This window comes from Polynucleobacter asymbioticus, from assembly GCF_018687575.1.
Classification (GTDB): Bacteria; Pseudomonadota; Gammaproteobacteria; order Burkholderiales; family Burkholderiaceae; genus Polynucleobacter; species Polynucleobacter asymbioticus_C.
On record NZ_CP061297.1, the window covers coordinates 1,185,303 to 1,208,998 of the forward strand.

25 protein-coding genes are annotated in these 23,696 nt (G+C 47.0%); 8 read left to right on the forward strand and 17 right to left on the reverse strand.

Annotation, left to right across the window (positions count from 1 at the left end):
* The first annotated feature begins 5 nt into the window (after positions 1-5).
* Both AOC19_RS05890 and AOC19_RS05895 read left to right on the forward strand, forming a co-directional pair.
* Positions 6-803, forward strand: a complete 798-nt coding sequence (locus tag AOC19_RS05890) for a phosphatase PAP2 family protein (protein WP_215374739.1) — start codon at positions 6-8, stop codon at positions 801-803.
* A 2-nt stretch (positions 804-805) separates the two neighbouring features.
* A complete protein-coding gene (locus AOC19_RS05895) occupies positions 806-1,672 on the forward strand; it encodes a 23S rRNA (adenine(2030)-N(6))-methyltransferase RlmJ (protein WP_215374742.1) in 867 nt (288 codons plus the stop codon).
* Here AOC19_RS05895 and AOC19_RS05900 read toward each other — a convergent pair.
* The 13 genes from AOC19_RS05900 to AOC19_RS05960 form a co-directional block, all read right to left on the reverse strand.
* Positions 1,669-2,238, reverse strand: coding sequence for an SOUL family heme-binding protein (locus AOC19_RS05900; RefSeq protein ID WP_215374745.1), 570 nt, complete (start codon positions 2,236-2,238; stop codon positions 1,669-1,671). The two genes, AOC19_RS05895 and AOC19_RS05900, sit on opposite strands and share 4 nt — an antisense overlap.
* Positions 2,239-2,310: 72 nt before the next feature.
* Entirely contained in the window at positions 2,311-3,249 is a 939-nt protein-coding gene (locus AOC19_RS05905; protein WP_215374749.1) for an LD-carboxypeptidase, read from the reverse strand.
* Positions 3,246-3,701: a tRNA adenosine(34) deaminase TadA gene (tadA, locus tag AOC19_RS05910; protein ID WP_215374752.1), complete on the reverse strand. Its 456-nt coding sequence runs from the start codon at positions 3,699-3,701 to the stop codon at positions 3,246-3,248. The genes AOC19_RS05905 and tadA overlap by 4 nt, the downstream gene beginning before the upstream one ends.
* Before the next feature lie 8 nt (positions 3,702-3,709).
* Positions 3,710-4,174, reverse strand: a complete 465-nt coding sequence (queD, locus tag AOC19_RS05915; protein WP_215374755.1) for a 6-carboxytetrahydropterin synthase QueD — start codon at positions 4,172-4,174, stop codon at positions 3,710-3,712.
* Between the two features lie 40 nt (positions 4,175-4,214).
* Entirely contained in the window at positions 4,215-4,868 is a 654-nt protein-coding gene (gene queE, locus AOC19_RS05920; RefSeq protein ID WP_215374758.1) for a 7-carboxy-7-deazaguanine synthase, read from the reverse strand.
* Positions 4,869-4,896: 28 nt separating this feature from the next.
* A complete protein-coding gene (locus AOC19_RS05925) occupies positions 4,897-5,625 on the reverse strand; it encodes a hypothetical protein (RefSeq protein WP_215374761.1) in 729 nt (242 codons plus the stop codon).
* Positions 5,601-6,299, reverse strand: a complete 699-nt coding sequence (locus tag AOC19_RS05930) for a hypothetical protein (protein ID WP_215374764.1) — start codon at positions 6,297-6,299, stop codon at positions 5,601-5,603. Before AOC19_RS05930 ends, AOC19_RS05925 begins: the two co-directional genes overlap by 25 nt.
* 18 nt (positions 6,300-6,317) lie before the next feature.
* Positions 6,318-8,213, reverse strand: a complete 1,896-nt coding sequence (locus tag AOC19_RS05935; protein WP_215374767.1) for a B12-binding domain-containing radical SAM protein — start codon at positions 8,211-8,213, stop codon at positions 6,318-6,320.
* Complete coding sequence (locus AOC19_RS05940; protein WP_215374770.1) at positions 8,210-9,034, reverse strand: ferritin-like domain-containing protein; 825 nt, start codon at positions 9,032-9,034, stop codon at positions 8,210-8,212. The genes AOC19_RS05935 and AOC19_RS05940 overlap by 4 nt, the downstream gene beginning before the upstream one ends.
* A 29-nt stretch (positions 9,035-9,063) precedes the next feature.
* Entirely contained in the window at positions 9,064-10,671 is a 1,608-nt protein-coding gene (gene guaA / locus AOC19_RS05945) for a glutamine-hydrolyzing GMP synthase (protein ID WP_215374774.1), read from the reverse strand.
* Between the two features lie 13 nt (positions 10,672-10,684).
* The gene (guaB, locus tag AOC19_RS05950; protein WP_215374776.1) at positions 10,685-12,151 is read right to left on the reverse strand and encodes an IMP dehydrogenase; all 1,467 of its coding nucleotides are present in this window, start codon (positions 12,149-12,151) and stop codon (positions 10,685-10,687) included.
* A gap of 26 nt (positions 12,152-12,177) precedes the next feature.
* Positions 12,178-12,528, reverse strand: a complete 351-nt coding sequence (locus AOC19_RS05955; protein WP_215374779.1) for an RnfH family protein — start codon at positions 12,526-12,528, stop codon at positions 12,178-12,180.
* Positions 12,521-12,952 (reverse strand): type II toxin-antitoxin system RatA family toxin, encoded by a 432-nt coding sequence (locus AOC19_RS05960; protein WP_215374782.1) that lies wholly within the window; start codon positions 12,950-12,952, stop codon positions 12,521-12,523. The genes AOC19_RS05955 and AOC19_RS05960 overlap by 8 nt, the downstream gene beginning before the upstream one ends.
* Positions 12,953-12,978: 26 nt before the next feature.
* Here AOC19_RS05960 and smpB point away from each other — a divergent pair, with 26 nt between their 5' ends.
* The 5 genes from smpB (at position 12,979) to AOC19_RS05985 (ending at position 17,655) form a co-directional block, all read left to right on the forward strand.
* The gene (gene smpB / locus AOC19_RS05965) at positions 12,979-13,431 is read left to right on the forward strand and encodes an SsrA-binding protein SmpB (RefSeq protein WP_015421400.1); all 453 of its coding nucleotides are present in this window, start codon (positions 12,979-12,981) and stop codon (positions 13,429-13,431) included.
* A gap of 88 nt (positions 13,432-13,519) precedes the next feature.
* Entirely contained in the window at positions 13,520-14,932 is a 1,413-nt protein-coding gene (locus AOC19_RS05970) for a circularly permuted type 2 ATP-grasp protein (protein WP_215374786.1), read from the forward strand.
* A 15-nt stretch (positions 14,933-14,947) separates the two neighbouring features.
* Positions 14,948-15,928: an alpha-E domain-containing protein gene (locus AOC19_RS05975; RefSeq protein ID WP_215374789.1), complete on the forward strand. Its 981-nt coding sequence runs from the start codon at positions 14,948-14,950 to the stop codon at positions 15,926-15,928.
* A gap of 8 nt (positions 15,929-15,936) precedes the next feature.
* Positions 15,937-16,734: a transglutaminase family protein gene (locus AOC19_RS05980; protein WP_215374791.1), complete on the forward strand. Its 798-nt coding sequence runs from the start codon at positions 15,937-15,939 to the stop codon at positions 16,732-16,734.
* A 36-nt stretch (positions 16,735-16,770) separates the two neighbouring features.
* On the forward strand, positions 16,771-17,655 hold the full coding sequence (locus AOC19_RS05985) for a proteasome-type protease (protein ID WP_215374794.1): 885 nt from the start codon (positions 16,771-16,773) through the stop codon (positions 17,653-17,655).
* Between the two features lie 4 nt (positions 17,656-17,659).
* Here AOC19_RS05985 and AOC19_RS05990 read toward each other — a convergent pair whose 3' ends face one another.
* The 3 genes from AOC19_RS05990 to AOC19_RS06000 are packed head-to-tail and all read right to left on the reverse strand — an operon-like array spanning position 17,660 to position 20,217.
* Positions 17,660-18,061, reverse strand: coding sequence for a VOC family protein (locus AOC19_RS05990; RefSeq protein ID WP_215374797.1), 402 nt, complete (start codon positions 18,059-18,061; stop codon positions 17,660-17,662).
* Between the two features lie 20 nt (positions 18,062-18,081).
* Entirely contained in the window at positions 18,082-19,008 is a 927-nt protein-coding gene (locus AOC19_RS05995; protein ID WP_215374799.1) for a hydroxymethylglutaryl-CoA lyase, read from the reverse strand.
* 15 nt (positions 19,009-19,023) lie between these two features.
* A complete protein-coding gene (locus AOC19_RS06000) occupies positions 19,024-20,217 on the reverse strand; it encodes a CaiB/BaiF CoA transferase family protein (protein ID WP_215374802.1) in 1,194 nt (397 codons plus the stop codon).
* Positions 20,218-20,328: 111 nt separating this feature from the next.
* On the opposite strand from AOC19_RS06000, the gene AOC19_RS06005 reads away from it, so the two are divergent.
* Entirely contained in the window at positions 20,329-21,246 is a 918-nt protein-coding gene (locus tag AOC19_RS06005; protein WP_215374805.1) for a LysR family transcriptional regulator, read from the forward strand.
* Positions 21,247-21,294: 48 nt separating this feature from the next.
* Here the strand turns inward: AOC19_RS06005 and ppsA are convergent, their stop codons facing one another.
* A complete protein-coding gene (ppsA, locus tag AOC19_RS06010; RefSeq protein WP_215374807.1) occupies positions 21,295-23,691 on the reverse strand; it encodes a phosphoenolpyruvate synthase in 2,397 nt (798 codons plus the stop codon).
* Positions 23,692-23,696 lie beyond the last annotated feature (5 nt).

A 23,696-nucleotide genomic window follows, 5' to 3' on the forward strand; every position in this document is an offset into this window, starting at 1 on the left:
TTCGCATGACTGAGCAGCGCAAATCCGTTTTTGCAATTGCATCCATTTGGATTTGGTGCATCCCGCTGCTACCTCTCGGTTTAGCAATCGCCATTTACTTTGGTGAATTACAAACGCCGACATTTTTATTCATCAATCGCTACACCCAGGTTCTTCCGGATCCCATTTGGACTTGGCTTACCTTTATTGGTAATGGCTGGGGCATCTTTGCACTGTGCTTTCCATTGCTGGTACTAGCCCCCCGCTTACTCTGCGCAGGACTATTAGCCTCTGCAATTGGTGGCACGCTTAGTCAAATCATTAAACCTTTTTTAGCATTTCCTCGCCCTGCGGGAGTCTTGGCTTTAGAAGATTTTTACCGAATTGGTGAGCCTTTGTTGCATAGAGCTATGCCCTCCGGACATACGCTCACTGCTTTTGCCGTGATCTCCGGAATCTACTTTGCTCGTGATCGAGATAAAAGAACCTCTTTGTGGTGGATCTTCATCATTGCTAGCTTTTCCGGTATTTCCCGAAATGCATTAGGCGCTCACTGGCTCACTGATGTCCTAGCCGGCTGTGCTATTGGTCTGTGGTCCGGAATGCTTGGAGCGGCATTGGCTAGACTGATTCCAGAGGCGCGACTGGCCGCCAATCAGATTGGGCCACGCTTACTTGCTCTTGGTGGTCTCGCAACTATCTACGTACTTCTCACACAAACTCTAGACTCTGCCCTCAATCAATCCTTACAGTATGCGTGTGTGGCATTAATCAGTATTACCTTAGCTTTATTTATTAAAGCGCAAAAACCTAGGGCCATATAAGTATGTTTAGCTATCGCCATGCTTTCCATGCAGGCAGCCATGCCGATATTTTGAAACATCTGGTGATGATTCATTTGGTGGAGTATCTACAAGAAAAACCTGGGGCTTTGACCATGGTTGATACCCATGCAGGTGCCGGTATTTATAGTCTGATTGACGGTTTTGCAGCGGTCAGCAATGAAGCGGATCAAGGTATTTATCGTTTAGCTAAATTTGCGGAGACTAACGCCGTAAGTCCTGGGATTTCCAATTATCTCGACTTCATTCGGGCGGAGAATGCTGCCGAAGAGATTACGATCTATCCTGGCTCTCCATTTATTCTGGCGCGATTACTTAGAACACAAGACCGTCTGAAACTCTTTGAGCTACACCCAAAAGAGATTGATATCTTGCATCACAATATTAGCGAGCTCAAGCAATCAAAACAAATTGATATCTATGCAGAGGATAGCTTTGCAAGGTTAAAGGGCTTGATGCCGCCGCCGAGTAGACGTGGACTGGTTTTAATTGATCCCTCTTACGAAGATAAGCAGGACTATCGGTATCTCGAGACTACGATGGAGGAGGCGCTACATCGCTTCGCCACCGGATGTTATGCAATCTGGTATCCATGCCTTTCTCGCAGAGAGTCAGCAGCCCTACCCGATCATATGAAAAAGATTGCGGCAGCTCATAAACGCTCTTGGTTACATGTTGAGCTGCGAGTTGAGAATGCCCCTAAAGAACGACGTCTTCAGGCTAGCGGCATGTTCATCATCAATCCACCGTGGACTTTAGAAAAACAATTGGCTGAAAGTCTGCCTATTCTAGTGAAAGCATTGGGGCAAGATGGTGGTGCTGGGTTTGTATTGAAGAGTTTTGAGGCTTAATCCAAGACTTGAATCATGACCTCATTCCGACGCATGAAGGGTAGCGTCCAGGGTGGGTTGTAGCGCGCAAACTGAGGCTCACCGGTTGACTTCAGATTCTTGAGCTTCATCCAATCACGCAGTGCCTGGGTTTTTTCTTTGACCTTCTCTTCGTTGTAAAAACCAGAAAAAATAATTACCGCCTTTTTCTCTGCGGGCAACTCTCTTATTTTGACTTGTGGATCTAATGGTTTTGGCAGACTAGCTAAGGTGTACTCAGCAGGCATAACAAACGATACCGTCCATTGATTGCCCGAACTTTCAATTCCTACAGGAGCGGTCATCGCAATCTTTGCACTCTTATTTTGCTCACTTGACTCTATGCCAACTGGCGCAGTCATGGCAATTTTTTCAGATACCTGATTTTTTCCAAAGATATAGGCGGCAATCAAACGAAATCCTTGGCTAGACGCCGCATCTAAATCACCATCCACTTTAACCTCGGCCACGATGAGGGGTGCATAAGCACGCAATTCAAATGGCTCGGATTTCTCGAGAAGAGTGTACTTTGGTTCTTCAGTTGCCATTGCAGCGCTCGCAATCAATATGCTGGTGAGGAATACTAAAACTCGCAAGGAGAAATCCTTAATGTGAAAGTGCTACCACTGAGACTGAATAGTAAATCCCGAGGCATCATATTGAATATGCGCTTGCGCACCCACTGGCAAAGTCAGCTTCTCGGCTTGATGCCCAAATGGCAAACCAGTCAAAATGGGAATATGGTCAGGAAGGCGCTTGCGAATAGCCTCGATCGCACTCTCTAGCGTGTAACCACGATCATGGTCATACAGGCGATAGGCTGAGAATCCACCTAAGAGGATAGCGCTTTGATTGCTTAATATGCCCGCATCCAATAACTGCATCAACATCCGCTCAATCCGGTAAGGGTGCTCATTCACATCCTCTAAAAATAAAATCCCGCCTTGTGTTTGTTCTTTGCTTGGCAAGTAAGGTGTTCCAACTAGACCAGCCAGTACTGTTAAGTTTCCACCCCACAGCATGCCCGAAGCTTGACCCGCAGTTGACTGTCTTAAGAAATCTTGATGAGTCTTGATGGTGCAATCGAATTGACGTTCGTTGACGGCTTTCTGAAAATATGCCCACATCAATGCATTGGGTGTAACGCCCTGCCCGCCCTGACAAGAAAAATCAAAATTCAGCATAGGGCCTGCCAAAGTGACTGCACCAGTCTTTGCCAGTAAGCCCAATTGAAAGACCGTGAAATCGCTATGTCCACAAATCTGCAGACCACTTTTGATCGCTTTCGCAATCGCATCCCACTCAATATCTGGGAGTAAGCGATGTAATCCATAGCCACCACGCATGGCGACAACAGCAATCTCAGGGGAGAGCTTGGCGAGTTGATTTATTTCAGCCAAACGCTCAGCATCAGAGCCAGCGAAACGTTGCTCGATTCGGTCTACACAGGCAGTATTGAGAACCTCAATGCCTTGCTGTTTGAGCCACTCGATTCCAGCTAATGGACTACGAGTATCTGGACTCGCTCCTGAAGGAGCAATCAAATGAATTTGCTTCAACGCCGCTCCTTAAAAAAATTGCGCAGTATTTGCCCGCACTCTTCGCTCATGATGCCACCTTCAACTTGAGTCTGGTGGTTAATCTGCTTTTCTGAGAATACATTGAGAACACTGCCTGCAGCACCAGTTTTCGGATCCGTGGCACCAAATACAACACGATCAATCCGAGCATGAAGCATCGCTCCAGCGCACATGGTGCAGGGCTCAAGAGTGACATAGAGAGTGGTGCCGGGTAATCGATAGTTCGATTCGTCTAAGGCGGCAGAGCGTAAGGCCATCATCTCAGCATGGGCACTAGGATCACTATTGCTAATTGGCTGATTAAAACCAGTGGAAATAACTTGACCATCTCGCACCAATACAGCGCCGACCGGCACTTCACCAGCGACTGCAGCGAGCTTGGCTTGGTCCAAAGCTTGCTGCATAAATTGGCGATCAAGCTCTGCTTGCATATTGCTTCTTAAGCGTGAGTAACGTCAGCCCAGCAATTGGGAGTTTCATAAAGACGAATGGCTGCCAGCTTGAGTCGACCATCGAAGGCTTTTTCAAAAACGGGCTGCAACACCTTGAAGGCTGCGCTAGCTAAGTTCTCAACAGTAGGCACATGCTCCATGACTACGGTCTTGTGATTTGGAATGGAATTTAAATAATCCACTAATCCAGCATCTTCCCTGGCTACTAAGAATGCATGGTCCCAAGGCTCAACCACATATTGATTCGTAAGACGCTTGATATCTCCAAAATCTAAGACCATGCCATCGTCTGCTTTACCAGGATGATCTGCGATTACGCCAGTAAGCGTAACTTCAATTGCATAGCGATGGCCATGCAGGTGACGACACTGCCCATCATGATTCGGAATGCGATGACCTGAGTCAAACTCAAGTCGACGGGTAATGGAGATAGCTTCTTGCTTGGCGGTCATGATTGCTTTTCTAAATACTTGAATAAGGCGTGGTGAAATACTATCGAATACCGATCATTTTATGGGTCTGAACACTCAAACGCCATAAAGGTCGCTTTTGACACAGGCGAACTGCTAATGCGAGGTTTTCTTGTAGGTTTGGGCCGTCCATAGCTTGCAAGAAGCGATTGCGATAATCCATCTTCTCAAACCGAGCCAATAAGCTCTCAAGGGAAATATGGCCTTGCTGAGGAATCACCAGCTTAATCTCATCGGCCTGCAACACAATAAGCTCAGATCCAGCTTTAGGGCTCACACATACCCAATCCACTCCCTTAGGAACCTTAATCGTGCCGTTGGTCTCAATCGCAATAGCAAACCCTTTAGCATGTAAAGCGTCGATTAAATCGGTATCGAGTTGCAATAGTGGCTCGCCACCAGTAAATACAACATAACGCTGCTGCGGTCCCGCTGAGGTACTGTTCCAGACCTCCTCAATGGTGTCAGCCAACAGAGAGGCAGTTTCAAATTTACCGCCGCCAACGCCATCACTTCCCACGAAGTCGGTATCGCAAAATTGGCAAACTGCAGTAGCGCGATCTTCTTCGCGACCACTCCAGAGATTGCAGCCGGCAAAGCGACAAAATACAGCTGCACGACCAGCGTGGGCGCCCTCACCCTGAAGGGTTGGAAAGAGTTCTTTTACGGTATACATAGCAATCTGCTGATTTTAAGCGCTTTACTTACTTCCAGGACACCAGCTCCCACTCTAAGTAGTCTTCCCAGAGGGCATTACTCCAAAACATACCAGCCCATAAATAGCGTCCATAGCCACGCCGGATAACCCAACGACCGACTTCCGGGGAAAACCAAACATCTTCTTGGCGATAGTTGGCGACTCGAGAAAAGTCATTGCTAGTGAAGAATGGTGCTTCATTTTGATACTTCAAGACCGGAAACTGCCCAGCAGGGGTGCCGACACCCTCCCACCCTAGTGCCGATATATTAAGGCCCCAGTAATAATCATTATCCGGATAACCAACTACTTGATAGCGGTCGCGATAAAAACCAGACCATCCCGGGACGAGTTGCTCAGGCCATAAAGGAATCGGCTTCAAAAACTTTTGCGGTGGATTCCAATGGGGATCCTGCAAAACATAACCCCAAGGCTGCTGGATCTCATCGGGAAGTGGCCCTGCTTTTAGTCCACTGCGCTCAATGCGAATCTGAGGCCCAACAGAAATGACTCTCTCGGTAACAATATCCACTAACTCTTGGTTGAAGACATTGCGCACGTTGTAGACCCACTGCTGCCCTACTTGCGGTGCCCTCACCTTCGGAGGGTTCACGGGTTGAGGTAAAGGCGTTGAAGTTGGGTAAGGTTGACCGGCGATACAGGCTGCCAGCAACGCTGGCGACAATAGCAAAAGCAATCTTCGCACAGCGTTTATTTGTAGGAGTTGAGTTGCCATTGATAACTACCTTCCAGAATGACTGCACCAATTTGCCCCTGAATTTGATAAGAACCGGATGTTTCACGCGCGACCCAGCGGCCAATTTGTGGAGCAAACCAAACTATTTCCTTGCGAATGCAGTCGACCTTGTTGGGATCTTCACTCTCATAATTAATCAGAGTCTGAAAACGTAGCGCTACAAACTCTCCAGCAGGAACAGTAATTTTTTCCCAGCCTTGCACGCTCATATGTTCTTGCCAGTTCATTCGCAAGTCTGAATAGCCTGCAATACTGTACTTAGTGTTGAACTGCTTTGCCCAGGTGGTAGATAGCTGCTCAGGCCAAAGCGGCAAAGAAGGGCTGAAGTTCAACAAGCGTGACCACTGCGTATCCGTAGAAACCATTCCCCATGAAGTCTGAATTTCACTGGGTAGACGAGCACCATCAGCAGTCATACGATCGATCACAATCGTGGATCCGATATTAGAAACACGCTCAGTAATTACATCCAAAGTTTTGCCATCAAAGATGTTTTTCTTGATGTAAGTCCACTCTTGTCCAATTTGTGGAGAGCGAACCATTGGCAGTGGTTTTGGTTGAGCAACCGGAATGCCACGCTCATATGAAAGTCCGCCACAAGCAACTGGAGCCAAGGCGGCTGACATGATAAAAGTGCGTCGAGATAAATTCATATTGCTATCCATGATGATTTATTGATGATTTAGTCCTTTTGCTATTTTATTGCGCCCTACTGTAGTTTTTGGAATACCCGACACATCAAACCACTTGTGCGTCTCCTCCTCAAAGCCCACGCCGTGCATAAAGTTATAAATCGCTTTTTTGAGACCAAGGCCCAGAAGATCATGATCTACCCCGGTAGGATCAATAAAGGCAACATCATTCTTAGCAAAACTAATAGGTGGCAATGGAACTAACTCAATTCCATAAGCAGTCGGATCAAGCCCTACCGGAGAATGCACTGTACAAGTAAAGCGATGGAAGAAGCCGCTCTGGATGCAGCCATTTTCAAAAAGCTGACGAACGTATTCGAGTGAGTCGACGGTCTCTTGAACGGTTTGCGTTGGGAAACCGTACATAAGATAAGCATGCACCAAGATGCCAGCATCCGAGAATCCTTTTGTTACTTTAGCAACCTGCTCAACAGAGACGCCTTTTTTCATCAGATCGAGAAGTCTGTCGGAGGCAACCTCTAGCCCACCGGACATAGCGATGCAACCACTTTGAGCTAATAACTCACATAACTCAGGCGTGAAGGTCTTTTCAAAGCGGATATTGCCCCACCAAGAAATCACCACCTTGCGCCGAATGAGTTCTTCAGCAAGGGCTTTCAAGATCTTCGGTGGCGCAGCCTCGTCTACAAAATGAAATCCTGTCTGACCAGTCTCTGCAACGATTGCCTCGATACGATCAACCAATAGACTTGCTGAAGCAGTTTCATAACGAGAAATGTAATCTAGGCTGACATCGCAAAAGCTACATTTTTTCCAATAACATCCATGAGCAACTGTGAGCTTATTCCAGCGGCCATCACTCCACAAGCGATGCATGGGATTGAGCATATCTAGCAGCGATAAATACGAATTTAGTGGAAGACCATCCCAAGTGGCAGTACCCACCTCTTCAAAAGGTACATCAGGCTCTTGCCAATTGATGTAACGCACTTCATTACCAGCAGTTCGGATAAATGTACGTACCAACCTTTCGGCAGAGCGCTTGTCATTTAAATGCTCTAACAGAGCAAGCAAAGGCCGCTCACCGGAATCTAGTGTGATGTAGTCTACAAAATCAAATAGGCGTGGATCAGTGAGCTCACGTAACTCGGTATTCACGTAGCCGCCGCCAAGACCAATCCGAATATCAGGGTAATGTTGTTTGATAGTTTGGGCAATTCGTAATGCGGCGTACATTGCCCCAGGAAATGGCACTGAGAGTAGTACCAAGCTAGGTCGATGCTTTTCAATGGAAGATTTGGTCAGATCTTGTAGATGCAAATCCATTAATGTGGGGCTTGCTGCTAGAGCATCTGCTAAAGGCGTGAACGTAGGCTGACTCCCTGCCAAAGATTCTGCATAGCGAACAAACTCAAAACGCTCATCTACAGCATCACGTAGGACATCGGATAGATCATTGAGATATAGGGTAGCTAAATGACGTGCCCGATCCTGAGATCCCAGCGCACCAAATGCCCATGCCAATGAATCTCCACCCTCTTCCTCATCATATGCATCTAGAGATACAAAGCGTGGGCCTTCAGGCAATAAAGTGCGGCTGTTAATGCGATGGGCAAGGGTACTATCGCGCCCTTGCAAAAATGCAATCGACAAAGTAATCGTGCTTTGATAATCCGCAAAGTAATCCAGGAAGAAATTGACGCTCGCGCTACGATCTTCTTCTGAGACTTTTAATGCTTGATTTTTAATCTCTAGCAAACCCTGCGGAGTAAAAAAACTCAGAACCAAGGCTAATGCTAAATCCTCTTGAACGGCATCAAAACCCCGTGAGCGTAGAAAGCCAGTGAGATAGGCCGTAGAAGGATACGGCGTATTAAGCTGAGTCATCGGCGGAATGATGCTCAGAATCTTCATGCTGCCTGTGTCCGTTTATCGCTAAGCAATTCCAACAACTCTAACTCCTCAGAGCTAAAGCCAGCTTGCTCACGCGCATCAAAGTTAAACGGCCCCCTCAAGGTAGGTGCACGGTATTTTTCGGCTAAGTCCCGATAAGTTGTAATCGGCGATAAGTTGTCATTGGCGCACAAGAAATTAAACCAGCGATTGCCAACCAGCACATGTCCAATCTCATCACGAAGAATGATCTCTAGAATTTCTACAGCACGATTGTCTTGAATTTGCTTGAATCGATCCCGAATCTCCGGAACCGCATCAAGACCCCTGGCCTCCATTGTCCGAGGAACTAGGGCCATGCGAGCAATCACTGAATCAGTCGTTCTCTCAACCATCTCCCACAAACTATTGTGGGCCGGAAAATCTCCATAGCAAAACCCAAAGGACTGTAAATGGGCATTAATCAGACTGAAATGATATGACTCCTCTTTGGCAACTCTGAGCCAGTCTTCGTAATACGCTTTAGGCATATTCGGAAAACGCCAAATTGCATCGAGCGCTAAATTCATGGCATTAAATTCAATATGCGCCAAGGAGTGCCAAAGAATAGCTCTGCCCTCAACTGTATCCATTTTTCTTTTGGGAACAAACTTTGGTGCCACTAAGTCAGGCTTAGCAGGTCGCCCAGGAAGGCAATGATTTTGACTATCGGGGTTGGCCGCTGGATTTACAGCAATGTGTCCGGCTTGATACTCATCGAACAAGTTGGCCAACTGGCCAACCTTGGATTGCACATCGGTATTTGCCAGTATTGCGAGGGAAGTTTCTCGTAACTCAAGCATGGTTATGGGCAAAGGCGAGCTAAAGTCGCCTATTCCCACTCAATAGTTGCTGGCGGTTTTCCGCTAATGTCGTAGACGACACGATTAATGCCACGTACTTCGTTGATGATGCGGTTAGATACCTTACCTAATAAATCATGCGGCAAGTGGGCCCAATGTGCAGTCATAAAGTCTTGCGTTTGAACGGCTCTGAGAGCAACTACATATTCGTAGGTTCTGCCGTCACCCATAACTCCCACAGACTTCACCGGCAAGAATACTGCGAAGGCTTGACTGGTGAGGTCATACCAAGATTTTTGACTGACTTCATCAATCGTATTGCGCAGCTCTTCAATAAAGATCGCGTCAGCACGTTGCAGTAAGTCGGCAAATTCTGATTTCACCTCACCTAAGATGCGCACGCCCAGACCAGGGCCTGGGAATGGATGGCGATAGACCATTTCACGCGGTAAGCCTAAGGCAACGCCGAGTTCGCGGACTTCATCTTTAAATAACTCACGCAATGGCTCAAGCAGCTTGAGGTGCATATCTTCAGGCAGACCACCCACATTGTGGTGGCTCTTAATCGTATGCGCACCCTTCTTGCCTTTACCAGCAGACTCAATGACGTCTGGATAAATAGTGCCTTGAGCAAGCCACTTGGCATTTTGAATCTTGCCAGACTCAGCCTGGAAAATCTCAACGAATTCTTTACCAATAATTTTGCGTTTCGCTTCTGGATCCGCAACACCAGCAAGCTCAGACATAAATTTCTCTTTGGCATCTACCCGAATTACTTTGACACCGAGGTTACGAGCAAACATTTCCATCACCATGTCGCCTTCGTTTAAACGAAGCAAACCATGGTCAACAAATACGCAAGTGAGCTGCTCACCAATCGCACGATGGATTAATGCTGCTGCTACGCTGGAGTCGACGCCACCAGATAAACCGAGAATGACTTCTTCATCACCAACTTGCTTACGAATATGCTCAACCGCTTCGCTAATGTAGTCGCCCATTACCCAGTCAGGTTTGCACTTGCAGATATCGTGTACAAAGCGACTCAAGATAGCCTCGCCTTGCAAGGTATGCGTTACTTCAGGATGAAATTGGAATGCATAGAAACGACGCTCTTCATCCGCCATACCGGCAATTGGGCAAGACTCCGTTGAAGCCATCAACTTAAATGCTGGGGGCAGTGTCGTTACAGAGTCGCCATGACTCATCCACACTTTGAGAATGCCATGGCCTTCACTAGTAGAAAAGTCTTGGATGCCTTTGAGCAAATTAGTATGGCCATGGGCACGCACTTCGGAGTAGCCGAACTCACGGGCTTTACCCAAGGATTCTGCAGAAGCAACTGCGCCACCCAATTGGGTTGCCATAGTTTGCATACCGTAGCAAATACCTAAAACAGGAACGCCTAATTCAAAAACGATTTGTGGTGCGCGAGGACTACCCTCTTCTGTAACCGAGCTTGGTCCACCAGAAAGAATGATTCCCTTGCCACCCTGCTCTTGAATGAATTTACGAATAAATTCTGGATCGCAATCGTATGGATGGATTTCAGAATAGATGCGGGCATCACGCACGCGCCTGGCAATTAATTGGGTGACTTGTGAACCAAAGTCGAGAATCAGTATTTTGTCGTGCACGAAAGGAACAGTCTTAATCAATATGGTAATTCGGGGCTTCCTTCGTGATCTTCACATCATGAACGTGTGACTCGCGTACACCCGCTGAAGTGATTTCCACAAAATTCGCTTTCTCATGAAGTTCATCAATCGTCTTGCAACCTAAGTAGCCCATTGAAGAACGAATACCACCAGTCAGTTGATGCAAGATAGCGAGCACGCTGCCTTTATAAGGCACTTGACCTTCAATACCTTCTGGCACCAGCTTCTCAGCATTAGCTGCACTGATATCGCTTTGGAAATAACGATCAGCAGAGCCATCAGCCATCGCGCCCAAAGAGCCCATGCCGCGATAGCTCTTGTATGAACGACCTTGGTATAAAAACACTTCACCAGGAGCTTCTTCGGTACCAGCAAACATACCACCCATCATGACCGAACTTGCACCAGCAGCTAAGGCTTTAGCAACATCACCGGAGTAACGCACGCCACCGTCAGCAATCAGAGGAATGCCTGTACCTTTGAGTGCGGCAGCCACATTCACAATCGCGCTAATTTGAGGAACGCCTACACCAGCAACAATACGAGTTGTACAAATAGAGCCTGGCCCAATACCCACCTTAACGCCATCAGCACCATGATCAGCCAATGCTCTAGCAGCATCACCAGTAGCAATGTTTCCACCAATCACTTGGACGTGAGGATAATTTTTCTTAACCCATTTCACGCGATCCAAGACACCTTGGCTATGACCGTGAGCGGTATCCACCACAATCACATCAACACCCGCACGGACTAAGAGCTCAATACGCTCATCGTTATCAGGGCCTACACCAACAGCAGCACCAACGCGCAACTTACCTTCACCATCTTTACAAGCATTTGGATGCTCAGTCGCTTTCAAAATATCTTTAACAGTAATGAGGCCACGCAATTCAAATTTGTCATTGACAACTAAGACTCGCTCTAAGCGATGCTGACTCATCAAGCGCTTCGCCTCTTCTAGGGAGCAACCTTCTTTGACCGTGATCAAGCGCTCACGTGGAGTCATCTTGGATTTCACTGGCGCATCTAAGTCTTCTTCAAAGCGCAAGTCGCGATTGGTAATGATGCCCACCACTTCTTTACCAGTGAGTACTGGGAATCCAGAGAAGCCATGCTCTCGAGACAGTTGAATGACTTGACGTAGCGTGACATCCGGACTCACCGTAATGGGGTCACGCAAAATACCAGATTCGTAGCGTTTGACTTTAGCTACTTCTCTAGCCTGCTCAGCAGGCTTGAGATTTTTATGAACAATACCAATACCACCTTCACTGGCCATGGCAATTGCCAAACGGCCTTCAGTGACGGTATCCATCGCTGCGGACACCAACGGTGTATTAAGTGAAATATCTCGAGTTAACTTACTTGCCAAGCTGGCATCTCGAGGGAGTACCGAAGAATAAGCCGGTACGAGGAGCACATCGTCAAAAGTGAGTGCTTTTTGAATGAGTCGCATGCAAAACCCCTAGTCGCAAAAACCGATTATAGCCTCCTAGCCTTTCTTTTAGCTGCGGCGGCCTGGAATTTGGCATCCTGGTTCTGGTTAGCCTTCTTGCGGCGGACAGCCTTGGGGTCTACCAGGAGGGGTGAATATAGCTCCAGACGATCGCCCTCATAAATGGGGCTATCCCAATCCTTGCGCTTGCCAAAGACGCCAAAACAGCCTTTTCTGGCCAAGATAGGATCATCGGGACCTTGGGCGATTCCGGCTTTGACCAAGGCCAGACCCACTGTGGGGCTCTCAGATACAGATAAATGGAGCGTGAAGGGGTTTAGTTTGGGTTCACCTAGGCGGGCATCACAAATCAGGATCTCCATAGACTGATTAGCCATATAGGTCTTCAGCTCGCTTGACGAAGCAATCTACAAAGGTGCCTGCAATATGGCCGAATACTGGGCCAATGACCTTGTCGAGAATGACGCTCTTAAATTCCCAGTGGAGTTTAAATTCCACCTTACAGGCATCTTCCTTGAGAGGAATAAAGTTCCATTGCCCAGAAAAATGCTTGAATGGGCCATCCACAAAGACCATATCAATGGTTTCAGGGCGATGATTGATGTTTCGAGTATGAAAGTACTGATTAATACCCTTGAAATGGATATTGATTTTGGCATCCAAAACAGTCTCAGATTGCTCAAAAATTTCCACCCCGCCACACCAGGGCAGGAACTCAGGGTAGTGCGCAACGTCGGTGACTAAGCCATACATGCGGTCAGCCGATTGGCCAATTAAAACGGTCTTGTAGACGTCTGCCATAATCGATCTTGAGAAGCTAAATAAATATGAGTATCGTCGATAACAAAAAAGCCTTCTTCGATTATTTTATCGAGGAACGGTTCGAGGCAGGGCTGGTTCTGGAAGGCTGGGAAGTAAAAGCCATTCGCGCTGGTCGAGTCCACATTAAAGAAGCGTATGTTGTCATCCGTCGGGCGGAGCTATTCCTGATCGGCTGTCACATCACCCCTCTGCTATCGGCCTCTACTCATATCGTTCCTGATAGCACCCGCACCCGCAAACTTCTCCTCAACGCCATTGAGATTAAAAAGCTGATCGGCAAAGTTGAGCAAAAGGGCTACACACTCGTCCCACTGAACCTACATTTCTCTAAAGGCAATGTGAAGTGCGAGATTGGGCTGGCTCGAGGCAAGAAACAGCATGACAAGCGTGCGGCAACCAAAGAGCGTGAATGGGAAGTCCAAAAGGGACGTATCGCTAGAGGCGACCTCAACGCTTAATCGGATTAATGCACCAATAAAGTGCATAGAGCACCAAGCTGCTCCATCCCATCGCTTTTTCAATACTCAAAGGCATTAGTTTGTAACTATGAAATTGCCTTTTGATGAAATGCTCGACGCCAGCGGAAAAGCGCGTCCCCATTACCAAGTTTTCCATAACTGGCTTAAGCAGCAAAGCGATACCCTCATGGGCCTCAAGCGAGCTGAAGCTGATCTCATCTTTCGACGAGTTGGCATTACTTTTGCGGTCTATGGAGATGATCTTGGATCCGAGAGAACCATTCCGTTTGATCAAGTTCCCCGCATCTTTACCGCCAAAGAGTGGGAACAATTAGAAGCTGGCCTGCGTCAACGGGTAAAAGCACTCAATCGCTTCATTTATGACGTCTATCACGAGGAAGAAATTATCAAAGCAGGAATCATTCCTGCTGAGCAGATTTATAACAACGCGCAATATCGTCCAGAGATGCGCAATGTCAATGTGCCACGAGACATCTACGCTCAGATTGCTGGAATCGATATCGTACGCGCTGGTGAAGGCGAGTTCTACGTTCTAGAAGATAACTTACGCGTTCCATCCGGTGTTTCTTATATGGTTGAGGATCGCAAAATGATGATGCGACTCTTCCCAGATCTATTCCAAAAATATCGGGTTGCGCCTGTTGAGCACTATCCCGACTTTTTATTAGAGTGTCTGAAGTCTGTCAAACCCGATGACGTCAAAAAACCCAATGTCGTAGTACTCACACCGGGCATGTATAACTCGGCCTATTTTGAGCATAGCTACCTCGCCCAACAAATGGGGGTTGAATTAGTTGAAGGCAAAGATTTGTTTGTGAAGAACGAGCAAGTGTTCATGCGCACAACTCAAGGCCCCGAGCGTGTGGATGTGATTTATCGCCGCGTTGATGATGATTTCTTGGATCCGCTTGCATTCCGCTCTGATTCAACATTGGGGGTTGCTGGACTGCTTTCAGCACATCGTGCAGGTAATGTGACTTTAGCCAATGCAATTGGTACCGGCATTGCAGATGACAAGTCAATCTATCCCTACGTGCCTGACATGATTGAGTTCTATTTGGGTGAGAAACCCATTCTCAATAATGTGCCAACCTTCCAATGTCGTCAGCCAGATGATCTCGCTTACACCCTGGCTAATTTAGACAAATTGGTGGTGAAGTTAACGCATGGTGCTGGCGGCTATGGCATGCTAGTTGGTCCAGCATCCACCAAAGCAGAGATAGAAGAATTCCGTGGACATCTGATTGCTAATCCGGATAAATATATTGCCCAACCAACACTGGCACTCTCCACTTGCCCAACCTTTGTTGAATCTGGTGTTGCACCCCGCCATATTGATTTGCGCCCATTCGTATTGTCCGGAAAAACCATCAAGATGGTTCCAGGCGGCCTCACACGGGTTGCTCTTAAGGAAGGCTCTTTAGTTGTGAACTCCTCTCAGGGTGGCGGCACTAAAGACACCTGGGTTTTAGAAGAATAAAAAGGATAAGCCAATATGTTGAGTCGTACCGCTGATTGCCTTTACTGGATGGCCCGCTATACAGAACGTGCAGAAAATACTGCCCGCATGTTAGACGTCAATCACCAAACATCCCTTCTTCCACAGCCTGCAGAATTTTTAGAGCAAAGCTGGAAAAAATTACTGACGATCTCCAAGCTAGAAGATGCGTTCTTGATGAAATATGATGTAGTCACTCGTGAGAATGTCTTGGATTTCATGATTTATGAGACTAGCAATCCTTCCAGTATTGTGTCTTGCTTATTTGCCGCTCGTGAGAATGCCCGCGTCATTCGGGGCAAGATTACGTCTGAAGCATGGGAAACCCAGAACACTACTTGGCTGGAGTTACAGCGCATTCTAGAAGCTCGTAATCAAGCCGACCCCAGTAGATTATTGGAATGGGTAAAGCATCGCTGCCACCTATTTAGAGGTGTCATGCATGGCACCATGCTCAAGAATGAAGCCTTCTACTTTATGAATGTTGGCACCCTACTAGAGAGGGCTGATAACACTGCGCGGATTTTAGAAACGAAATATGAAGGTCAAGCCGCACTAAAGGTATTACGTACCGATAAAATAGATCCAGCAGCTGGGGGTGATGGCAACTTCTTTGATTTTTATCACTGGGCCGCCCTACTGCGATCTGTCTCTGCTTTTGAGATCTATCGACAGATCTACTCCGATCAAGTGACCCCTAAACAAGTGGCGCAACTCCTCATATTTAATAAACAAATGCCGCGCTCATTGGTGTGCTGTGTCAACGAGCTCATTCCTCTGATTGCAGAGATGAAGAATCAGCAATCCAAAGAAATTGAACGCCTGCTAGGCAAACTTAAGGCAAGCCTAGACTACTCCGATATTGATGAGGTCTTCTCGCAAGGCTTAGAGGAATTCATCAAAGAGTTCTTAGAGCGCATCAATCATATTGCTGATGAATTCAGCAATGCCTACCTCATACCATTAGCTGTAGCTTAAAGATCGCCATGCACCTGAAGATTCGTCACCGCACAGAATATCGCTATGAAACGCCCGTGCGTTATTCCATTCAAGAGTTACGCCTCACACCACCCGATGTCGCCGGTCAAGCGATCGAGAAGTGGAAAGTCAGCACCCCTATTAAGGCAAGCACCTCTCTGGATGCTTTTGGAAACCTCTATAGCGTATTTGTTCAAGAAAATGCATACACCTCCATGATGATTGAGGCTGAGGGTGAAGTACATACACAAGATGCTTTTGAGTTTATGGATGAGGCCAAAGCAGTCTCTCCCTATCATCTCCTGCAGCAAACCAATTTAACTGAGCCTACAGCAGAAATGCTGGAGTATTTTGCAGCCTCCCTTCCCAAGACAAACTCAATTGATGAGGTACTAGCATTAGCGGCAGCAGTTCAAGGAACGATTCTGTATTTCCCAGGGCAAACTAATTCAGCAACCACCGCCGCCCAATCTTTTGCGATGAAGTCGGGTGTTTGCCAAGACCATGCGCACATCATGTTGGGTCTGTGTCGTGCTTCGGGGATTCCGGCACGCTATGTCAGTGGATACTTTTTTGCTGAGGATTCACCAAACCTAGCTAGCCATGCCTGGATTGATTTCTGTGCAGATATTGATCAAGGACTTTGGCTAAGCATCGACATTACCAATGCTTGCTTTACCGATGCTCGCCATGTTCGCCTGGCAATTGGCAGAGATTACTACTCAGCGGCACCAGTTAAAGGAGTACGCTCCGGCGGAGTTGGTGAGGAGTTAAGTGCCAGCATCTCGATTATCGAAGTCAAGTAAGCGATAATTCAGAGAAATAGTTAAAGGGGTTGTGGGATGACGTATTGCGTTGGGCTTTGCCTAAAAGATGGCTTGGTATTTTTATCTGACACTCGCACCAATGCAGGCGTTGATCAAATTGGCACCTTCAGAAAAATGTCTTTATTCCAGAAGGATAAAGATCGCTTTTTCACCCTGATGAGTGCTGGCAACCTTGCCATTACTCAAGCGGTTAAAGAGATCTTGCTACAAGGCCAGCTTCTCAATGGGAAAAATCTGTGGAATGTAGATAGTTCTCACGATGCAGCTGTTGTCATTGGCGATGCCATCAAGCAGGTTTACGACCGAGATCACAAAGCCCTAGAAAAGGCCGGGATTGATTTCAATTGCAATCTCATTTTTGGTGGGCAGATTAAAGGTGAACGCCCGAGACTCTTTAATATCTATTCGGCCGGTAACTTCATTGAAGCTACACCAGAGACTTGTTACTTCCAGATCGGGGAGTCCAAATACGGTAAGCCAATCTTAGATAGAGTGATCAGTTTTGATACGCCACTCAACTTAGCCACCAAGTGCGCATTGATCTCTATGGATTCCACTCTAAACAGCAATATTTCTGTTGGCCTACCGCTAGACCTATTGGTTTATGAAAAGAACTCATTGCAAGCTAGCAAGCTAGTCACCATGGATGAGTCCAACCCCTACTTCCAAATGATTCATCAGCTATGGGGTGAAAAATTACGCTCTGCATTTAATTCGATTGCAGAGCCAAGCTGGTCTGGAGCAACCCCCTCCCGCTCGATTGCGTCACCTGCCAAGAAGATGGGTGCGGTGCCGATTCATCGAGCCACTAAAAAAATTCCAGTTAAAACTACGAAAGCATCTGCTAAGTCGACTACAAAGAAACCCAAAGTCACAGCAAAGACCCGAAGCAGAGTCTAATCAATCATTGGTCGAGATAAATTTCGCTGATCTCAATTAAGTTGAGATCGGGGTCGCGTACATAGACAGAATTGATTTTTGAAGTTGCACCTGTTCTGATAATGGGACCCTCAATAATCGGCCATCCTTCTTTCTTCAGTTGTGAAATCACTGCCGTCAATGGACGGTCCGCGATAAAGCAAAGATCCTGGGATCCCGGCGTTGGAAAATTCGCTTTAGGCTCGAACTCTTTACCCTTGATATGCAGATTCATTTTCTGAGCGCCGAACTTAAATGCCTTACGTTCAACTGGTGGCGTTCCCCCAATAAAGGACTCTAACTTCATCCCCAATACGCGAGTGTAGAAGTCAATGCATGCAGCTTCATTTGCTGTTGTTATTACCAAGTGGTCTAGGTGATCAATCATATATCCTCCAAGTTGATTTTCTAACGCAATTCATCAACATAATCTGGGGTTGGATGCAGGTCGCAAGTACTTCCAGCTTTAGCAATTTGACCTGGCACAGGGTGTCCAACAATCAAAGGCAGCTCCCTTGCCAAATGAATTAATCTTGGGACATTAATACCAGTCTCATAACCCATGGCATCCAGCATATAAATTGCATCTTCGCTGGAAATATTGCCACTAGCTCCGGGAGCGTATGGGCAACCACCTAAACCTCCAAGCGACCCATCAAAACGTGTAATACCAGATTGCACTGCCGCTAACACATTGGCAAGACCCATTCCCCTGGTGTTATGAAAATGCATCGTGAGCTGTAGATTTGGAAATCGCTTTTGCAAAGCCGCTGACATTTGCGCCACCTGCTTAGGATTGGTCATGCCAGTCGTGTCGCAAATCGTTAAGCCTCGAACCCCAAGATCCGCAAAGCGCTCAGCAAACCCCTCCACTACATTTTCCGGCACCTCACCCTCCATGGGGCAACCAAAACAGGTGGATAAAGAAACGTTGATGGGCGTCCTTCCATCAACATATTTGATAACTTCTGCCAACCCAGAAAAACTCTTTTCTCTTGTCATCCGAAGATTGGCGAGGTTATGCGTCTCTGAAGTCGACATGACCAGATTAAATTCATCTGCACGAGACTCGAAGGCACGCTCAGCACCACGCAAGTTAGGCACTAACACCGTGTATTCAACCCCCGGAACTCGCTGGATTTTTCCCATGACTTCCTCAGCATCGCGGAGCATCGGTATCGCCTTAGGGGACGTAAATGAGGTCACCTCAAGCTTGGCGAAACCGCATTGACTCAACTCATCAATGAGTCGCACTTTATCTGCTGTCGGGATAAAGCTTGGCTCAATCTGAAAGCCATCCCTTGTCACTACGTCATTGAAATAAATTCTAGTCATGCGCTTCTCTTTTCATTATTTAGTAAATGCAACACCGCGCGCCTTGAGTGATACTACCTGTGAGTCGCTCAAGCCAATATCACGTAATATTTCTTCGGTATTTTGACCAATATCGGGCGCTAATGTTTTGATTGAACCTGGGGTGCGGGAGAGTTTGGGGAAAACACCAGGAACATCCACACTTGTTCCATCTTGCATCTTGATGGTCTCGATATTGCCTCGAGCTTTGTAGTGCGGATCCTTTGCGATATCGGCTACGGTATAGATTTTTCCAGCTGGAACTGCTACAGAATCTAGGGCCTCCAATGCCACATCAGTACTGACCGTTTTAGCCCACTCACCAATTACCTGATCAAGTTCCATAACGCGCTTGACCCGCCCATCATTATTTTCTAATTGCGGATCATCGCCCAAATCCTCTCGACCAATCAACTTCATTAGTCGTTTAAAAATACTATCCCCGTTGCCAGCAATCAGAATGTAACCACCATCTGCACATAAGTAGGCATTGGTAGGAGCAATTCCCGGAAGTGCACTACCCGCAGCCTGCCTTACTTCACCAAATGCGCTGTACTCAGGCAAGAGACTCTCCATACAATTAAAAACTGCTTCATACAAGGCAATATCTATTACCTGACCTTTGCCACTCCGATGACGCTCCTGTAAGGCCATCAAAATGCCGATCACTCCATGCAAAGAAGCCAATGTATCGCCAATGCTAATACCTACACGGACAGGAACTCTTCCAGGCTCAGCGGTTAAGTGGCGTAAACCACCCATCGCCTCCGCTACAACTCCAAAGCCAGGCTTATCCCTGTATGGGCCGGTTTGGCCGTATCCACTAATTCTGAGAACAATTAAGCGAGGATTAATTTTAAGCAGCTCATTTGGATCAAGCCCCCAAGCCTCTAAGGTCCCTGGACGAAAATTCTCGATCAAGATATCTGCATCTTTTGCAAGCGTTCTGACAATATCTTGCGCCTCTACTTGCTTCAAATCCAACGAGAGAGAGCGTTTATTGCGAGACTGCACTTGCCACCAGATTGAAGTGCCATCTTTTAGCAATCGCCACTTGCGCAGAGCATCGCCCACCTTGGGCGGCTCAATCTTGACAACATCTGCTCCAAAGTCCGCTAAGGTTTTAGCGGCAAATGGTCCAGCAATGAGCTGACCCATTTCAATGACTTTCAGACCGGATAATGGCTCCATTGGGCCTCCTTGTTTGCAATTTCAACAACATAATGCCCAATCTAAACCTTGTAAATTGCTATCCCAAGGGGCAGCCTTCTCATTTTGCGAAGGCTTGGCTAGAATAAACCTATGAAGCCCTACATCAACCCCGCCAGAATCGACTTTGTCACCCTTAAGCTCTTTTGCGCCACTGCCCAGTCGGGAAGCATCACCAAAGGCGCAGCAGAATGCAATCTAGCGCTATCAGCTGCAAGCAGAAGAATTTCAGAACTGGAAGATGTGATTGGTAATGCACTCTTAGAGAGGAGTGCCAAGGGGGTCACGCTAACCCAAGCTGGTCACGCAGTAATGCAGCACGCTCTGCGTCTCTATCAAGGATTTGAACAATTTAGCGAAGAGTTAGGTGCATATGCAAGTGGCACCAAAGGGCATGTTCGACTTTGGGCAAATATGTCAGCCCTAACCGAGTTTCTGCCAGCTACATTAGCCAGCTTTTTAAAGGTACATTCTGAAATTCAAGTAGATCTTGAAGAGCAGCTTAGCGGGGATATTGTGAAGTCCTTGCTAGACGGTATTTCAGATATTGGTGTATTCGCTGAAGGCACCCCCACTGCTGGATTAAGTACCCATATCATTGGTCATGATGAATTAGTGATTGTTTGCAGTAAATCACACCCACTCAAAAGCAGAAAGCAAATTGCTTTTGAAGAATGTCTTGATTACGACATCGTAGGCTTAAATCGTGGAAGCTCTTTATTAGAGCTAACCTCAAGATCAGCTGAGCGTCTTGGCAAAGCAATGCGACTCAGAATTCAAGTTCGAAGTTATGACGCCATGTGTCAAATGATTGCCGCTAACTTAGGCATCGGAGTTTTACCGCTTCAGGCTTGTGAATCTCAAATCAAGGCAATGAATTTGGGGTACATCAAGCTAAGCGATCCTTGGGCAAAACGCAATTTATTACTAGCAAGTAAAGAAGGTGTCGCCCTGTCCCCAGCATCAACCCTCTTAAGAAAACATCTTATTGAGGCGCTCGTTAAAAAATAAGGCGCAAATAAATTGCGCCTTATTTTGTTAACTGACTATCAGCAGAACTTATTTCTTACCCAACATTTCCCAAGTAGCCACTACGCTATCTGGGTTGAGGGAGATGGAAGTGATGCCCTTAGCAACCAACCAACGGGCAAAGTCTGGGTGGTCTGAAGGGCCTTGACCGCAAATACCAACGTATTTGTTTTGTTTGCGGCAAGCCTCAATGGAGCGGGCAATCATGAACTCAACCGCAGGATCGCGCTCATCAAAGTCAATTGCCAACAATTCCATACCGGAGTCACGATCAAGACCCAGAGTTAACTGAGTCATATCGTTTGAACCGATTGAGAATCCATCAAAATGTTCGAGGAATTGGTCAGCCAAGATTGCATTGGAAGGAATCTCGCACATCATGATGAGACGCAAGCCATTGACGCCGCGCTTAAGACCAAATTTCGCCATCATGTCGATCACGCGCTCAGCCTGCTTAATGGTACGGACAAAGGGAACCATGATCTCGACGTTATCCAGACCCATCTCTTCGCGAACACGCTTCATTGCAGCGCACTCTAAGGCAAAGGCTTCGCCGAAATCTGCTGATACGTAACGGGATGCGCCACGGAAACCGAGCATTGGATTCTCTTCGTCCGGCTCATAGCGTGAACCACCGATGAGTTTCTTGTACTCATTTGACTTAAAGTCAGAGAGGCGAACGATGACTGGTTTTGGATAGAAAGCAGCAGCAATTGTTGCTACGCCCTCAACTAATTTATCTTCGTAGAACTGACGTGGGCTTGCATAACCGCGAGCAACACTTTCTACAGCGCGCTTGAGATCAGGATCAATATTTGGGTACTCCAGAACAGCGCGTGGATGTACGCCAATGTAGTTATTGATGATGAACTCGAGACGAGCTAAGCCAACACCAGCATTGGGGATTTGGCAGAAATCAAAAGCCAACTGAGGATTACCGATATTCATGGTGATCTTGACTGGAATCTCTGGCAATACACCACGAGAAACTTCAGTCACTTCAGTCTCAATCAAGCCATCATAAATATGGCCCTCATCGCCTTCTGCACAAGAAACTGTCACCATCATGCCGTCTTGCAAATGCTCTGTTGCGTCACCACAACCGACAACTGCAGGAACGCCCAACTCACGAGCAATAATCGCTGCATGACAAGTACGACCACCGCGGTTAGTCACAATCGCGGAAGCGCGCTTCATCACAGGCTCCCAGTTAGGGTCAGTCATATCAGCAACCAATACGTCGCCTGGCTGTACACGATCCATTTCGCTTGGATCACGAATCACACGTACTGGACCTGCACCAATCTTTTGACCAATCGCACGACCCTTAGCAAGAACCTTAGACGTACCCTTGAGCTTGTAGCGCATTTCTACTTGGCCAGCTGCTTGACTCTTTACTGTCTCTGGACGTGCTTGCAGGATGTAAATGCGACCATCTTGACCATCTTTACCCCACTCGATATCCATTGGACGACCGTAGTGCTTTTCAATAATCACGGCATATTTGGCTAATTCAGTAATATCAGCATCTTCTAATGAAAAACGATTGCGCTTCTCTGGAGCCACATCCACAGTCATCACCTTCTCAGCAGAACCTGCTGGGGCGAATTGCATCTGAATTAACTTGGAACCTAAAGAGCGGCGAATGATCGCCTTTTTATCTTGAGCCAAAGTGGTTTTGAACACATAGAACTCATCTGGGTTCACTGCGCCCTGCACCACTGTCTCACCCAAGCCATAGCTTGAGGTAATAAACACGACATCCTCAAAGCCAGATTCAGTATCCAGAGTAAACATCACGCCAGCAGCACCGAGGTCAGAGCGAACCATGCGCTGGATACCAGCAGATAAGGCTACTTCAGCATGAGCAAAACCCTTGTGAACGCGATAAGAAATCGCACGATCGTTGTACAGGGAAGCAAATACTTCACGAATCTTCTTCAAAACATCATCAATACCTTCGACGTTCAAGAAAGTTTCTTGTTGTCCAGCAAATGAAGCATCAGGCAAGTCTTCGGCAGTCGCAGAAGATCGCACCGCGAATGAACCCTTACCGGAGTCATCTAATTTTTTAAAAGCTGCTCGGATTTCTTCATCAAGGCGTGCTTGAAACGGTGCAGTCTCAATCCAGCCACGAATTTCTTTACCAGCCTCAGCCAGTGCACGAACATCATCAATATTGAGGTTTTCCAAACGTTTCTGAATACGCTCGGTCAAATTGTTGTGCTCTAAGAAATCACGAAACGCCAATGAGGTAGTTGCAAATCCAGTGGGCACACGCACACCCGTGGAGGACAACTGAGAAATCATTTCACCGAGTGAGGCATTTTTACCGCCGACCGACTCAACGTCAGTCATTCGGAGTTGCTCAAAAGGCAAAACATAGGCATTTGCTACATCGTTACTTTGTTGCTGTTGGTTGGACATAAAAT

Excerpts from the sequence above, each read along its gene's own strand:
- AOC19_RS05890 (WP_215374739.1), top strand. The coding sequence starts at position 6 with ATGACTGAGCAGCGCAAATCCGTTTTTGCAATTGCATCCATTTGGATT.
- AOC19_RS05895 (WP_215374742.1), top strand. The coding sequence starts at position 806 with ATGTTTAGCTATCGCCATGCTTTCCATGCAGGCAGCCATGCCGATATT.
- AOC19_RS05900 (WP_215374745.1), bottom strand. The coding sequence starts at position 2,238 with ATGGCAACTGAAGAACCAAAGTACACTCTTCTCGAGAAATCCGAGCCA.
- tadA (WP_215374752.1), bottom strand. The coding sequence starts at position 3,701 with ATGCAAGCAGAGCTTGATCGCCAATTTATGCAGCAAGCTTTGGACCAA.
- queD (WP_215374755.1), bottom strand. The coding sequence starts at position 4,174 with ATGACCGCCAAGCAAGAAGCTATCTCCATTACCCGTCGACTTGAGTTT.
- queE (WP_215374758.1), bottom strand. The coding sequence starts at position 4,868 with ATGTATACCGTAAAAGAACTCTTTCCAACCCTTCAGGGTGAGGGCGCC.
- AOC19_RS05925 (WP_215374761.1), bottom strand. The coding sequence starts at position 5,625 with ATGGCAACTCAACTCCTACAAATAAACGCTGTGCGAAGATTGCTTTTG.
- AOC19_RS05930 (WP_215374764.1), bottom strand. The coding sequence starts at position 6,299 with ATGAATTTATCTCGACGCACTTTTATCATGTCAGCCGCCTTGGCTCCA.
- AOC19_RS05935 (WP_215374767.1), bottom strand. The coding sequence starts at position 8,213 with ATGAAGATTCTGAGCATCATTCCGCCGATGACTCAGCTTAATACGCCG.
- AOC19_RS05940 (WP_215374770.1), bottom strand. The coding sequence starts at position 9,034 with ATGCTTGAGTTACGAGAAACTTCCCTCGCAATACTGGCAAATACCGAT.
- guaB (WP_215374776.1), bottom strand. The coding sequence starts at position 12,151 with ATGCGACTCATTCAAAAAGCACTCACTTTTGACGATGTGCTCCTCGTA.
- AOC19_RS05955 (WP_215374779.1), bottom strand. The coding sequence starts at position 12,528 with ATGGCTAATCAGTCTATGGAGATCCTGATTTGTGATGCCCGCCTAGGT.
- AOC19_RS05960 (WP_215374782.1), bottom strand. The coding sequence starts at position 12,952 with ATGGCAGACGTCTACAAGACCGTTTTAATTGGCCAATCGGCTGACCGC.
- smpB (WP_015421400.1), top strand. The coding sequence starts at position 12,979 with ATGAGTATCGTCGATAACAAAAAAGCCTTCTTCGATTATTTTATCGAG.
- AOC19_RS05970 (WP_215374786.1), top strand. The coding sequence starts at position 13,520 with ATGAAATTGCCTTTTGATGAAATGCTCGACGCCAGCGGAAAAGCGCGT.
- AOC19_RS05975 (WP_215374789.1), top strand. The coding sequence starts at position 14,948 with ATGTTGAGTCGTACCGCTGATTGCCTTTACTGGATGGCCCGCTATACA.
- AOC19_RS05980 (WP_215374791.1), top strand. The coding sequence starts at position 15,937 with ATGCACCTGAAGATTCGTCACCGCACAGAATATCGCTATGAAACGCCC.
- AOC19_RS05985 (WP_215374794.1), top strand. The coding sequence starts at position 16,771 with ATGACGTATTGCGTTGGGCTTTGCCTAAAAGATGGCTTGGTATTTTTA.
- AOC19_RS05990 (WP_215374797.1), bottom strand. The coding sequence starts at position 18,061 with ATGATTGATCACCTAGACCACTTGGTAATAACAACAGCAAATGAAGCT.
- AOC19_RS05995 (WP_215374799.1), bottom strand. The coding sequence starts at position 19,008 with ATGACTAGAATTTATTTCAATGACGTAGTGACAAGGGATGGCTTTCAG.
- AOC19_RS06000 (WP_215374802.1), bottom strand. The coding sequence starts at position 20,217 with ATGGAGCCATTATCCGGTCTGAAAGTCATTGAAATGGGTCAGCTCATT.
- AOC19_RS06005 (WP_215374805.1), top strand. The coding sequence starts at position 20,329 with ATGAAGCCCTACATCAACCCCGCCAGAATCGACTTTGTCACCCTTAAG.
- ppsA (WP_215374807.1), bottom strand. The coding sequence starts at position 23,691 with ATGTCCAACCAACAGCAACAAAGTAACGATGTAGCAAATGCCTATGTT.